The 13,652-nt window shown below is 68.8% G+C and carries 10 protein-coding genes; 3 read left to right on the forward strand and 7 right to left on the reverse strand.

All coding sequences use genetic code 11. The features are described from left to right. Nucleotides 1-34: 34 nt before the first annotated feature. Entirely contained in the window at nt 35-985 is a 951-nt protein-coding gene (locus CQ034_RS17820) for an alpha/beta hydrolase (RefSeq protein ID WP_105712125.1), read from the reverse strand. 205 nt (nt 986-1,190) lie between these two features. On the opposite strand from CQ034_RS17820, the gene CQ034_RS17825 reads away from it, so the two are divergent. Beyond that, nucleotides 1,191-1,946: an SDR family oxidoreductase gene (locus tag CQ034_RS17825; RefSeq protein ID WP_029264290.1), complete on the forward strand. Its 756-nt coding sequence runs from the start codon at nt 1,191-1,193 to the stop codon at nt 1,944-1,946. 98 nt (nt 1,947-2,044) lie between these two features. Next, on the forward strand, nt 2,045-2,800 hold the full coding sequence (locus CQ034_RS17830) for an SDR family oxidoreductase (protein ID WP_029264289.1): 756 nt from the start codon (nt 2,045-2,047) through the stop codon (nt 2,798-2,800). A 58-nt stretch (nt 2,801-2,858) separates the two neighbouring features. Here the strand turns inward: CQ034_RS17830 and CQ034_RS17835 are convergent, their stop codons facing one another. From CQ034_RS17835 to CQ034_RS17860, 6 genes are read right to left on the reverse strand one after another with little or no spacing between them, the layout of a single operon-like run. Beyond that, complete coding sequence (locus CQ034_RS17835) at nt 2,859-5,387, reverse strand: VCBS repeat-containing protein (RefSeq protein ID WP_105712126.1); 2,529 nt, start codon at nt 5,385-5,387, stop codon at nt 2,859-2,861. 49 nt (nt 5,388-5,436) lie between these two features. Next, nucleotides 5,437-6,954, reverse strand: coding sequence for a hypothetical protein (locus CQ034_RS17840; protein WP_105712127.1), 1,518 nt, complete (start codon nt 6,952-6,954; stop codon nt 5,437-5,439). Next, the gene (locus CQ034_RS17845) at nt 6,947-9,523 is read right to left on the reverse strand and encodes a family 78 glycoside hydrolase catalytic domain (RefSeq protein ID WP_146114876.1); all 2,577 of its coding nucleotides are present in this window, start codon (nt 9,521-9,523) and stop codon (nt 6,947-6,949) included. The genes CQ034_RS17840 and CQ034_RS17845 overlap by 8 nt, the downstream gene beginning before the upstream one ends. A 19-nt stretch (nt 9,524-9,542) precedes the next feature. Further along, nucleotides 9,543-10,814, reverse strand: a complete 1,272-nt coding sequence (locus CQ034_RS17850) for an ABC transporter substrate-binding protein (RefSeq protein ID WP_105712129.1) — start codon at nt 10,812-10,814, stop codon at nt 9,543-9,545. A gap of 51 nt (nt 10,815-10,865) precedes the next feature. Further along, nucleotides 10,866-11,690, reverse strand: a complete 825-nt coding sequence (locus tag CQ034_RS17855) for a carbohydrate ABC transporter permease (protein ID WP_197021093.1) — start codon at nt 11,688-11,690, stop codon at nt 10,866-10,868. Further along, nucleotides 11,687-12,622 carry a carbohydrate ABC transporter permease gene (locus tag CQ034_RS17860; RefSeq protein ID WP_258134263.1) on the reverse strand — a complete coding sequence of 312 codons (936 nt, stop codon included), beginning with the start codon at nt 12,620-12,622 and terminating at the stop codon, nt 11,687-11,689. The genes CQ034_RS17855 and CQ034_RS17860 overlap by 4 nt, the downstream gene beginning before the upstream one ends. Before the next feature lie 158 nt (nt 12,623-12,780). Here CQ034_RS17860 and CQ034_RS17865 point away from each other — a divergent pair, with 158 nt between their 5' ends. Next, nucleotides 12,781-13,647, forward strand: a complete 867-nt coding sequence (locus CQ034_RS17865) for an AraC family transcriptional regulator (RefSeq protein WP_167635406.1) — start codon at nt 12,781-12,783, stop codon at nt 13,645-13,647. Nucleotides 13,648-13,652: the final 5 nt, after the last annotated feature.

Below are 13,652 nucleotides of genomic sequence, written 5' to 3' on the forward strand. Positions count from 1 at the left end.
TTCTTTCTTCGGGGGCGGGGTGGGTGGTGCGGGGTCAGGCGACGGTCAGGGCTTTGCGGAGCACGTGGATGGCCTGCTCGATGGCGGCCGTCGTGGCGGCGGAGCTGCGCAGCGGGTTGAGCATCATGAAGTCGTGGAGGGTGCCGTCGTAGCGCACGAGGGCCGTCCGCACGCCGGCCTCGATGAGCTTGCGACCGTATGCCTCACCCTCGTCGCGGAGCACATCGTTCTCGTCGACGATGAGGAGGGTCTCCGGCAGCCCCTCGAGTTCGCTGATCGGGGCGCGCAGCGGGGAGGCGGTTACGTCCTTGCGGGCTTCCACATCGGGCAGGTAGCAGTCCCAGAACCACGCCATCGCCTCGGCGCGCAGGTGGTATCCCTCGGCGTACTCGCGGTAGCTCTCGGTGTTCTGGCCGGCATCGGTGACCGGGTAGTACAGCGACTGGTGCAGGAAGACGACGTCACCGCGCCGCTTGGCGAGGATCGCGACCACCGCGGCCATGTTCCCGCCGACCGAGTCGCCGGCGATGGCGAGTCGTGAGGCGTCGAGGCCCTTGATCGCGCCCTCGTTCATGATCCACCGCGCGGTGGCATAGACCTGCTCGATGGCGACGGGGTGGTGCGCCTCCGGCGAGCGCTCGTATTCGACGAAGACGATCGCCGCCTGCACACCGTTCGCGAGCTCGCGAACCAGACGGTCATGCGTGCCGGAGTTGCCCAGCACCCAGCCGCCGCCGTGGACGTAGAGCACGACGGGGAGCTCCCCGGTCGTGCCGACGGGCTTGACGATGCGCACCTGCACGTCGCCGACCTCCGCGCGGACGGTGACCCACTCGTCGGTGACGTCGGCTTTCGCGATGGGCCCGGCCTGGACGTCGTCCAGCAGTGTGCGCGCGCCGTCGACGCCGAGGTCGGCGAGGAACGGGGGCTTTCCTGCGGCTTCGGCGAATGCCCGGGCTTCGGGCTCGAGAACATGGTCGGTCATGGCAGATCCTTTCGTGGGGTGCGAGCCGGTCCGGATCGTCACCGATCATGGGCTCTTGCAAGCCAGGACCAGGTGAGGCCGAAGAATGTGACGACATCTTCGGAGCCGGTCCGCCGCCCGTCGGTCGGTGTCACAACGCGAGCGGCTGCGCGGTCATGTTCGTACGGAGAGGATCCGGAACCGGCATCGGCAACGAGGGAGAGACATGCGAATCACGGTCATCGGCGGAACAGGACTGATCGGCACGAGGCTCGTCCGCACGCTGCGAACGAGCGGGCACGATGTCATCTCCGCCGCTCGCGCCACCGGCGTCAACTCGTACACCGGCGAAGGGCTGGAGGATGCTCTGGTCGGCGCGGACGTCGTCGTCGACGTCTCGAACTCGTCGTACACCGACGAGGAGGCCGCCCGCGACTTCTTCTACACCTCGACGATGAACCTGCTCACCTACGGCGAGGCCGCCGGAGTCCGCCATCACGTCGCACTCTCCGTCGTCGGCACCGACCGTCTGGCCCGTGCGGAGGGCGGTTACTTCGTGGCGAAAGAACAGCAGGAGCGGATGATCGTCGAGTCGCGACGCCCATACTCCCTCGTGCACGCCACCCAGTTCTTCGAGTTCATCCGCAACATCACCGACCAGGCGGCGCGCAGCGGCGCCGTCCGTGTCGCGGATGTGCTCGTGCAGCCGATGGCCGCCGACGATGTCGCCGAAGCGGTCGCTCGCACGGCCGTCGGCGAACCGCTCTTCGGCATGGTGGAGTTCGGCGGTCCGGAGGTCTTCAGCCTCGAACAGATCGCCGCCCAGGATCTCCGGGCCCGGCAGGACGAGCGTGAAGTGGTCGCGGACCCTCTCGGCACCTATTTCGGAGCGCGTCTGCAGAACCGCGATCTACTCCCCGAAGCGACCGCGACGATCGCTCCCACGAGGTACCACGAGTGGCGTATCGCGGCGACCGTCTGAAGACCAGACCGTGCGCGATGGCATCCGTCACAACGAGGGCTGCCACTCGGTCATAGCTGATGGGCACCCCTTCGGCGCCCCGGAAAGGAAGGCATGAAATGGCAAAGATCGTCGTCATCGGAGGAACCGGCCTCATCGGTTCGAAGGTCGTCGCGAAGCTGAGCGAGCACGGCCACGAGGCCGTCGCCGCCTCTCCCAACACCGGCGTCAACTCGCTCACCGGCGAAGGACTCGCCGAGGTCCTGGTCGGCGCGAACACGGTCGTCGACGTCTCCAACTCGCCGTCGTTCGAGGCCCAGGACGTCCTGAAGTTCTTCACCACCTCCACGCGCAACCTGCTGGCAGCCGAGGCGGAGGCGGGCGTGACCCACCACGTCGCGCTCACCATCGTGGGCACGAACCGCCCGCAGCACATCGACTACTTCGCCGCGAAGGTGGCGCAGGAGCAGCTCATCCGTGAGTCGGGCATCCCGTACTCCCTCGTGCACGCCACGCAGTTCTTCGAGTTCGTCGGCAGCATCGCCGATATCTCGACGGAGGGCGACACTGTGAGCCTGCCGGGCGCGCTGATCCAGCCCATCGCAGCCGAGGACGTGGCGACCGCCGTCGCGCGCGCTGCGGCGGGCGAACCGGCCGGCGACTTCGAGATCGCGGGCCCCGAGGCCATGGGCATGGACGAGTTCGCCCGGCGCGCGCTGACGTTCCGTGGCGACGCCCGCACGGTGGTCCGCGACGACACCGCTCCCTACTACGGCGCCGTGATCGAGGAGCGCACCCTCATCCCCGTCGAGGGCGCGCACATCTTCGAGACGACTCTCGAACAGTGGCTGCCGCTGAACCCGCCTCGCAAGTAACAGACCGCACCACGTAGCGGGCACCCTCCTCGACCGAGAAGGGTGCCCGCTTCGTCGCCTACTGGTAGGTGACCGTCGCGTCCCACGCCGTCGTGTCGTACGCCGCGGTGGAGCGCGCCTGGGTGACGAACTCCAGACGGTCGCCGGCCGCGACCGTCACCGGCACCCGGAACGTGCGCGCCGCGGCAGTCGTCAGAGTGGTGCCCGTCGTGCCGGTCGGCCAGATCTGAGTGTTGTTCTTGAGGATGCGAACGACCACTCCGTCACCACCCGCCTGCGGCTTGGAGACGACGCCCGTGACCACCGTGCTGCCCGCAGTCGGGGCGACATAGACGCGCGCGGCATCGGCTCCGACATCCGGATGCTGTGCGTCGGACCGGACCATGGTCCAGGTGGCCGTTCCCTTCCACCGGGTGTTGGCGGCATCCCACGTCATCGGCGTGATCACCCGTGAGCCGCTCGGGTAGGTCCACTGCTCGTACGACCACCCTCCGGCCCCCTGTGTGCTGGCGAAGTCGGACTTCGCATGATGCACGGCGTCCGGATGCTTCAGCTGGCGCACGAAGTCCTTCGTCATGTTCCAGTACATCGAGTTGTCGATCACGCCGTCGGTGTTGGTCCACTTCTCGGCGGGTGCCACGAGACCGCTCGTGTCGGCGATCTGCACCGATGTCTCCTCGGCGAACTCGTTGAACGAGTTGATCACGACGCTCTCGGGCGGCGTCGGCCGGTCGAGCACCCGCCGCCACGTCTTCTCGATGTAGTAGAGCCCGTTCTGACGCGAGACCGGGGTGTAGCCGGGCACGTTGTTGTTCCACCCGGGCATGGTGAGCATCACCTCGTCGTTCGACGGCGAGCCGTCGGGGCCGAGCTGCCAGCCGTACTCACCCGGCAGCGCGTTCGAGGCGAAGCGCACGGTGAAGTGGTTCGACGCGCTCTTGTCACCCGTGTAGGAGCGCCACGCGTTCTGCGTCGAGACCGGCGCGTACACCACGAGCAGCGGCTTCCCGTCGACCTGGTGGTAGTGCTCGGGCCCGCCGATCGTGGGGTCACCAGCGAACTCTGCCCAGGTCTGGGCCGCTTCCTGCTCGATCGTCACGGGGGTGCCCGTCCACTGCACCCGGCCGATGGCGAAGGCGTATCGGATGTCGCGCTTCGCGGGTTGCGCGTTGTGCACCGCGATGCGCGCCGCGACGTCGGCCGCCCGGTTGAGGATGGCACCGCTGACGTTGTTCAGACCGTTCGTCTCGTCGAGCAGGAGCCAGTCGATCTCCGCACCGGAGATGGTGTTCAGATGCTCGTCGATCACCGCCGAGTTGCCGCTGTCGTACGTCTGGTAGCTGCCGAGTGTGTACGGGACGTACCGGATCGCCGGCTTGCCGGGGAATCCCGCCCAGGTGTTGGTGGAGACGCTGTCCGCCGAGCGATATCGCAGAGCGTTCCAGGTTCCGCCGCCGACTCCGGCGGTGAAGGCGACGGTCGCCTTCCAGCCGTAGCGGTCGCCGGTGATGTTGCCCTGCAGGAGGCGCGTCGCCCCCACCCCGAACCCCGTGTGCAGCGCGATGTTCTCCGGCGAGATGGCTTTGAGCGCGCGGTCGTATTCGCGGCCCATCAGGTCGCCGCCCACACCGTCACCCGTGACGTCGGCGTGGAAGTAGACGTAGGGTTCCGCGTAACCGTCGCCGTTGCCGTCCGTGACGAACTGGTCGTTCGATCCGATGCCGTGCGTGGTGGTCCACGCGGCGGGGGCTCCGAACGCGGAACCGGTCGACGGGGTCGTGTACCAGGACCCATCCCACGCGGCGAAGTACACCGCATCCGCCTTGCCGTCTCCGGTCGTGTCGGCGAGGAACTGGCGGGTCGTGTTGCCGCCGAAACCGGTCCGCCAGGTCGTGGGGGCGGCGAAGCCGGTGCCCGTTGAGGCGCCGGCGTGCCACGTGCCGCTGTTCACCGCTCCGGAACCGTTGGTGAACGTGGCGAGATCCGCGCGGCCGTCTCCGGTCACGTCGGCGACGAATCGCGCATTGGCACCCGCCCCGGTGTTCGCCCTCCAGAGCGTGTACTGCTGGAACGATGACCCCGACGAGAGGGCGACGTACCAGTCGCCCGGCTGCCCGTCGCCGTTGCCGTCGGCGGCGAAGTAGGCGACCGCATCCGCGCGGCCGTCGCCGTTGACATCGGCCATGAACCGCTCACTCGACCCGGCACCGTGGCCGGACACCCAGGCCGTCGCGGTCGCGAACCCCGTTCCCGTCGAGAGCCCCACCCTCCACACGCCCGTGGCATCGAACGTGACGGCATCGTCCTTTCCGTCGCCGTTCACATCGGCGAGGAACTGGCTCGCACTGGAGGCACCGTGGCCGGTCGCGGAGGTGATCGGCAGTGCAGGGACCTTCGAGTACCAGGTGGCGTACCAGATGCCGACATTCGGCGTAGTGGCCGCGGTCGCGGCAGCGGCGGCCACGCCGGTGGTGGTGGCATCGGTGGCCGCATCGGCGGTGGCATCCGCGGCGACAGCGGGCGACACTGCGCCCGTGGCCACGAGCGCGACCGCGGCGAGCGCCCCGATCAGATTGCGATATCTCATGTGCTCTCCTTTGAGCGTCCGGCATCGGTGCCGGTCCGGTGTTCGGCTGTTATCGACGCCGCCCGTCGACGTCGAGAGTGACGATCAGGCGGGGGCCGGCCACGCCGGGGAAGGTGCCCGCGAAGTCGGTGAGCGGCCGCGGCGGCGCGTCGGGATCGTGTGCGTCGCGCACCCACAGCACCGGACCCACCCGCTCGACATCCGCGCCCGCGAAGTGTTCGCGGTGCGGCGCGAAGACGAGTTCGACGACCGCGGTCGCCCCGATCCGGGCCGGGAGCGTCACGGTGCGGACCACGTCTTCGACGGCGATCTCGATCATGAACTCCCCGGTCGTCTCCGGCGCGTCGACGACCGTGAACCCGACCGTCGTGTCTGCGGGGTAGCACGTCTCCTGGCGGATGCGCCAGACACCGACGTCCGTGTGCACCACGTGCGTGCCGGGGTACAGGTCGGTGACCACCAGCGCCTCCCCGCGCAGCCGGGCTGCGGTCTCCCGACTCTCCAGCAGCCCGATCGCTCCGCGGATCGTGCAGCACCAGTGCGCATCGGGTTCGACCGCCGCGAGGATCGGATCGCTCGCGGTCGCGATCGTGTCGAGCCCGAAGCTGCCGTCGAGGCGCTCGGCGAAGGACAGCCCGTTGTGCGCGATGCGGGCGGCATCCACTCGGTACCGGCCATCGCCGGTCAGCTCGTGGAGGGATCCCGCGACGCCGATCGAGTCGACGATCGCGCACGGCTCCGTCCAGCTGTCGGGGCGGCCGAACCAGTTGAAGGTGGCGTGGTTGAGCGTGCGGCCCTGGCGCGCGTATGTCTCGTAGAGCACGGCCGCGACATCGGCGGCCTGTGCGTCGCCGGTCGCGACCGACCAGTCGGCGAGGTTGCGGGCGGCGGCGAGCACCGCGTGCAATTGGGCCCGGTGCGCGACGACATCCAGCGTGCTCACGGTCTGTGTCAGCTCGACGATGAGATCGGCGAGATCGGAGCGCCCGCTGAGGAGAGCCGCCGGCACGAGGGCGTTCAAGGAGAGCAGCACGCACCACACGTCGCTCGAGACGGCCCACCCGTCGATCACCTCGGTGGCGGTGCCCGATGGCGCGCCGCCGTAGGTGGGGACGATGCGTGCCCACGGGTAGTCACGGCGCCGGAGAGCCGGGGCGATGAGCGCGTCGATCACGCGGAACGCGGCCCGCCGGGAGCGTTCGTCGCCGGTGACGTGGAAGAACTGCAGCAGCCCCGCGGCCACCCACCCATGGCAGGCGACCTGCTGCTCATCGCTGATCTCCCCGACCTCGGGGCCGAGATACCCGCGCGGCACGAGCGCGTCGAGCATCGCCTCGTTCAGCTGCGTCGCACGCTCGAGGGTCGGCATTCCGGCCCGCGCGTACCGGGAGAGCGAGAGCAGCAGGCGCCCGGCGAGGTCTCCCGGCCAGTCGCTCTCGAGAGTGCTCCGCATCACGTCGGCCACCTCGTAGTCGTCACGCAGCAGCCTCTGCACCGAGGCGCGGAGCGCGTGATCCTCCTCGAGTGCCGACACGAAAGCCGGCGTGCCGGAGCGCACGTCAACCATGAGCGCTCACCTCCGCCGTGGCCATGACCGTGTCGGCATCGTCCGCAAAGTAGACGTGCGTACCGGGGCCGACGTCATGCGCCGCGACGCCGGGGATCAGCACGCTCGCCTGCCCGTCGACCGGAACTTCGATCTCCACACGCACGCCCGCCCCTTCCCGGTGCCATGCCACCCGATAGGTGCCGCGCACCGAGTGGTAGACCGATGCGGCGCTCGGTACCGCGGCCAAGAAGACCGGCGCGATCACGGCGGATCGCCACGCGATGGAGGTCGGGCTCTGGCGCAGACCCGCGACATCGCTCTGCAGCCAGTGGTCGATCATCCCGAGCATGAAGTGGTTGTTGGAGCCCTCGCCGACGGTGAGCCTCTCGGCCGACCAGGTCTCCGCGAGGGCGGTCACCCCGCGGGCGAGCTGCATGCCGTAGCCGGGAGCATCGGTGCGCGAGATCGTGCGATGCACGAGCTCGGCATGACCCCGGCGGTGCAGCAGATCGACGAGCAGCGCGAAGGTCACCTCGCCGACGGTGAACGCGTCGCCGTCGGCCGCGATGCGCTCGAGCAGCGACGCGAAGAAGGCGTCGGATGCCGCGTCGTCACCGCGCTTCTCGGCGATGTCCGTGAGGATCACGAGCTCGGTCTGACTGGCATCGGCGCCGGGAGCCTCGTGCCGCCGGAGCGCGTGGAGGACGGAACCCGCCAGCGCCCGGAGCTCCGACGACCACGCCTGCTCGCCCACGATCTCCGCGATCACCTCAGCGGACTCGAGCACGCGCAGGAACCCGTGCGAGGCCACGAGTTCGCGGGAGGCCGAGGCGTCGATGGCGATCCAGTCGCCGAGGCCGAAGTCGATCAGCCCCGCCACCTGACGGCTTGCGAGATAGGCGACGTACGCCTTCATGGCAGCGATGTTGTCTTCGAGCACGCGTCGGTCGCCGTACTCCCGGTAGTGCGCGAGTGGGAGATGCACGATGACGCCGCCCCAGTTGACGTCGAACCGGAACGCATCGTCGTCGTCGAGGTAGGCGTGCCCACTGAAGTCGACGAACTCGGGGACGGTGTTCGGAATGGCGCCGGAGGGCAGCTGCGCCGTCCTCGCGTGATGCAACATGTCCCGCAGGTGCGCTTCGACGTCGTAGCCGCGCGCGATCGCGTCGAAGCAGAAGTGCAGCTGCTCCAGCCAGCCGAGTTTCTCGCGGTGCGGGCAGTCGGTGAAGACGCTGTGCATGTTCCCCTGCACGGCGCGGTCGATGACCTCGTGCAGTCGCTGGAGGAACGGCTCCCCACTCGTGAAACCGCCGGCGCGCATGTTGGCGGCCCGGATGACGTGAGCGGAGACATCGATCCCCGCGCTGGGTCCTCGGAGCTCGACGTACCGGAAGCCGTGATACCCGAACCGGGGCGACCACGAGCCGGCTGTTCCCGCCGGGATGCGCACGCTGTCGAAGATCGGCGTTCCCGTGCTGTCCTGGTCGACGCCGTCGCCGCTGATCAGCTCGGCGGGGTGCAGCTCCACGACGCGGTCCTCCGCGGCGGGCTGCCACCGGACCTCGGGCACGCCGGCGACATTGACCCCGAAGTCGACGACACGTCCGCGCGAGCCCTCCCAGGCGGCGCTCGCCTCCCGCGTCTCCACCACGGCGAGGGGCGGATGCTCCGGCCACCAGATCTTCGGGGAGGGGGCGCCGGCCGCGACCGCGACCGTGTCGGCGCCGTGCTCCCACGGTTCGGGGACGCCCGCGTCGTAGTCCTCGCCGCCGTACCAGTGCGCGGCGAGCGTCGCGCCGCGGCCGGTGCGCGTACGCCCCGCCGTGGTCGTCGCGACGCGGGGGCTCGCTCCGAACTGCTCGATCGCGGCGAGCAGGCGGGGAGCCTGATGCTGCGCGGCGAACTTCCGGTAGCGCGCGGGGTCGTCCGAGATCCAGTACGGACCCGATGCCATCTCGATCGTCACCGTGTGCGGCCCCGGGGCGAGCAGGCCGAGGTCGTGCGTCGCCGCAGACGCCTCCGTGCGCAGGTCGCTGTAACCGGGGCCGAGCAGGCCGTCGCGCCGCAGACGTCCGTCGACGCGCACCTCGACCACCCCGGCGGCTGCCAGGTGAAGGAGCGTGCGGGTGTCGGAGGCGCGGGACTCGATGTCGAAGGCGAACCACACCGTGCGGTCATCACCCTCGGCGCGAGCGCGCGCCACCGCGGGATGGGCGACCCACTGCGCCCCCGTCGATTCGAGATCGGGGGCGGTGGTGAAGCCGCGCGGGGCATCCCACGCGATTCGACCTTCTCGCCGCACTCCCACCCGCCACTGCACGAGCCGGCCTGCCGGTCGGGGCAGCACGATCGACCGCGCATCGGCGCTCAGCACGTGCAGGTGATCGGTGGCCGAGTCGCTGTCGAGCTCGATGACGATGAGGTCGTCGGGCCGCAGCGGCTGGTCGGCACTCCAGCTCAGACGCACCGACGTCGAGTCGACCCCGAGTGGAGAATCGAGCCCGTTGACGCGCAGGCGGGAAAAGGTGTGGGGCATCAGCTCGTTCTCCGTGAGGACGGGCAGCGCGGGTGGCGGGCCGGTCATGGCCCGCCACCTCACGTGCTCAGTTGTCGGCGAGGTCCTTGGCGAAGGCCGCATCGAGCCGTTCGGCCGCGGCCTCAGGCGAATCGGAGCCGAGGATGACCGTCTGAGTCACCTCGTTCAGTTCGAGCTGGGTCGCCGTCCCCGGCCATCCCTGGTCGGGCCAGGTCGCCGTCTTGCCCGAAACCACATACTCGAGCACCGTCGCCTGGTTCGGGCTGTCCGGCGAGAAGGAGTCGTTCGGGAGCGAGGGCGCCCCCTTCGACGCGGTCGCGTAGGCGTTCTGCGCATCCGCTGTCGCGAGGAAGTCGATGAACACCTTCGCGGCATCCTGGTTGTCCGACTTGGCGTTGATGCCGAAGCCCGAGGAGTCGGCGGCGGCGAGGTAGTTGTCACCCGAGTCGTCGACCGGGAACGGGGCGATCGAGAAGGTCGCGCCCTCCGGAGCCACGTCTTCCAGCGACGTGGTGTCGGAGAACGCGAAGGTGGCGAGCGCCTGACCGGTGGCGACCTGCTCGAACGAGACGTTCCACTCGGTTCCGGTCGGCCCCTCGTTGAAGCATCCGGCGGCGAGCATCTCCTGCTGCATGGCGAAGGCGTCGACCCACTCCGAGTCGGCGAAGGACTGGTCGCCCGCGATCTGCTCGACGGTGAAGTCGGGGTTCGGGCCATAGAGGAGCGGCGCCAGCATGGCGTAGCTCGGGATCGAGCTGCCGCCCTTGAGGAACATCGTGTACGCGACCTTGCCGTTGTCCTTCGCGGCGGCGCACAGGTCGAGCACCTCGGAGTAGGTCTCGGGAATCTCGAGGCCGAGCTCCTCCATCGTCTGGTCGTTGTACACGGGCCCGAGGCCGAGCGCGCCGATCGGCACCGACAGCAGCTTGTCGTCGTTGCTGAAGAGGTTGTTCTGCGTGGGCGACAGCTCGCCCGCCCATTCGGCCCCGCTGAGGTCGACGAGCTGGCTGGCTTCGTCGAGCGGAACGACGCTCACGACGTTGCCGGCGCCGGGGAACGTGCGGATGACGTCGGCGGCGGTGCCGGCGGCGAGACCCGTGCGGAGGAAGGTCGGATAGTCGCTGCCACCGTCCTGGATCTCGACGGTGATGTCGGGGTGGGCTGCCTCGAACTCTTCGACGACCGCCTCCAACGGAGCGACGTTGTCGGTGGCGATGGTGAGCGTCTTCTGATCGCCGGTCGATCCCGTGTTCGTGGGTTCGTCTGACGTCGAGCAGGCGGTGAGGGCCAGGACGGCGACGATGCCGACAGCCGCCGCGGGTGCACTGCGTTGTAACATGCGGGTTTTCCTCTCGGGTGGGGCAGGGTGGGGCAGGGGGTGGCTGAGGGCTCAGCCCTTCAGACCGCCGGCGAATCCCTGGATGATGTACTTCTGCAGGAAGAAGTACGCGATCAGGATCGGGGCGGCTGAGATCAGGAGCGCGGCGAAGACCGCCGGCCAGTCGGCGTGATACGTGCGCACGAATCCGCTGATGCGCACGGGCAGTGTCTCGTTGCCGGTTCCGGAGAGGAACAGCAGCGGGATGAAGAAGCTGTTCCAGATCGAGATCACGTTGAGGATGGCGACGGTGCCGATCGCGGGCCGCAGCAGCGGGACCACGATGTGCCAGAAGGTGCGGATCGGACCGCATCCGTCGAGGGATGCCGCCTCCTCGAAGTCGCGCGGGCTCTCGCGCAGGAACATGGTGATGATGAACACGGCGAACGGGATCGAGCTGCCGGCCCCGGCGAGGATCACCGAGAGCAGGCTGCCGTTGAGACCGAGGTCGCGGATGCTCAGGAACAGCGGCAGCACTCCGAGCTGCGCAGGCACGACCAGCCCGACCATGAACAGGTAGAACATCCCGCGCGACCAGCGCGAACCGAGCCGCGCCAGCGGATAGGCGGCGAGCGAGGCCGCCACGAGCACCAGCACGATGCTGACCACGGCCACGACGGCGCTGTTCATGAGAGCGGCGCCCAGGTGGCCGTCCTCCCACGCGCGGCCGAAGTTCTCGACGCTGTACTGGCCCGAGATGACGAACGCGCCGGTCGGGTTGTGCGGTGCCTTGAGCGAGAGGTTGACGAGGGCGAAGAGCGGCAGCAGGAAGACGGCCGCGACTGCCCACAGTGCGATCTCGAGCGTGAGGGTGCGCCCCGTGTATCGGTTGATCATCGGTCGACCTGCTTCGAAGTGAGGCGGTATTGGACTGTGGCGAGCACCGCGACGACGATCGCCATCACGGTGGCGAGCGCGGTGGCGTAGGGCACGTCGCCTCCTTGGAATCCGACCTTGTACACGACGGTCGAGATGGTCTCCGTGGCCCGCGCGGGCCCGCCGCCCGTCATCGCGTACACCTGGTCGAACTGGGCGAGGCCGTTGATGAGCGTCAGGAGCAGGTTGATGACGACCGCTCCGTTGATGAGCGGCAGCACGACGGAGAAGAATCGGCGCACGGGGCCCGCACCGTCGATCACGGCGGCCTCGATCACCTCGGACGGCAGCGCCTTGAGACCTGCGAGATAGATGACCATCGAGAAGCCCGTGAACTGCCACAGGTACGCGACGCAGACGGCGCCGAGCGCGAACTGCGGATCCCCCAGCCAGTTCTGCTGCAGCGAGTCGAGTCCGAGGGCTCCGAGCACGGCGTTGACGCCGCCCGTCGGCGCGAGGAGGTAGCTCCAGATGTATCCGCACACGAGCGGGGTCAGGACCACCGGGGCGAAGAAGATCGTGCGCAGCAGCCCACCGCTCTTGACGACCGTGTTGAGCGCCAGTGCGAGCAGTAGGCCGAGTCCGTTCTGCAGCACCATCGTGACCGCGGCGAACACGAACGTGTTCACCAGCGCCGCTGTCGCGAGCGGGTCCGTGAACACCTCGACGAAGTTGCCGAACCCGATGAGGTCGAAGTCGGCGCTGATCCCGTCCCAGTCCGAGAAGGCGAAGACGGTGCCGCGTGCCGAGGGCACGAGTGTGACGAAGGCGTAGAGGAGGAGCGCGGGAACGATGAACCAGAGCGGAACGTGCGCTCCACGCCACCGCCGTCGACGAGCGGGTGCGAAGGCACTCCTCATCGGTGGTGCGGTCTTCTGTTCGGCATTGAACATGCGTGTACTGCTCCCTGATTTCTCGCGTCGTCGCCCAGCGGGGGATATCGACAATCCTGTCCGGCGCTCCGTGCCGCTGCCAGCACGATGCTGTTCATCACTAGCACGATCCTCGCGGGTGTCTTCTCCGATGAGGTCCGCTATGTCAGTGTGGGGTGGTGGTCGTCCGTTACCCCTCCATCCAGCGCTACGAGGTCTTCCGCGCCGGTGCCCTCCCCATCGCCTCGAACGACGTGCCCGCTCTGGGCGGCATCCCCGAGCACACCCACGACTACCTGGAGATCGCGGTGGTGTCCCGGGGAACCGGGGTGCACGTGACACGTGAGGGGCGTCTGCCCATCGCCCGCGGGTCGGTCATCATCATCCGTCCCGGCTCCTGGCACGCCTATCGTGACACCGATGAGCTGTGGACCTTCAACCTCTACCTGGCCCCCGAGCTGCTGCTCCGCGAGCTCTCGTGGATCGTGGAGTATCCCGATCTCGCGCGTGCGCTCCTCGGAGGGGAGCCCAATCTCGGTGAGTTCGACGAGGAGTCGTGCGCGCGGGTGCTGAGCTGGCTCGAACAGATCACGCAGCACTCGCGCACGGTTCACGCGCCGACGCTGATCGGCCTGGCGACCTGCGTGCTCGACTCCTTCAGCACCCTTGCGCTCTCCCCGCAGCCGGCGACGGATAGCACGATCGCGCGCTCGGTCATCACGATGATGAATCTGATGCAGGACGATCTCAGCGCGCGCTGGACGATCGCCGACCTGAGCAGGGTCGCGAACTTCTCGCCCGCGGTGGTGCACCGGGTGTTCAAGACGCATGTCGGCATCTCCCCCATGGCGTGGCTCACCCGCGCACGGGGCGAAGCGGCCGCGACGCAGCTCGCGCTCACCGACAAGAGCGTCTCCGAGGTCGGCCAGGCCGTCGGATGGGACGACGCGAACTACGCGAGCCGGCGCTTCCGCGCGCTCTACGGCCTCACTCCCAGCGAGTACCGGAGCCGCTTTCAGCGCGACGACGCCGCGATCCTCCGCTGAGTCGC

This window comes from Microbacterium sp. MYb45 (genome assembly GCF_002979655.1).
Lineage (GTDB): Bacteria > Actinomycetota > Actinomycetes > Actinomycetales > Microbacteriaceae > Microbacterium.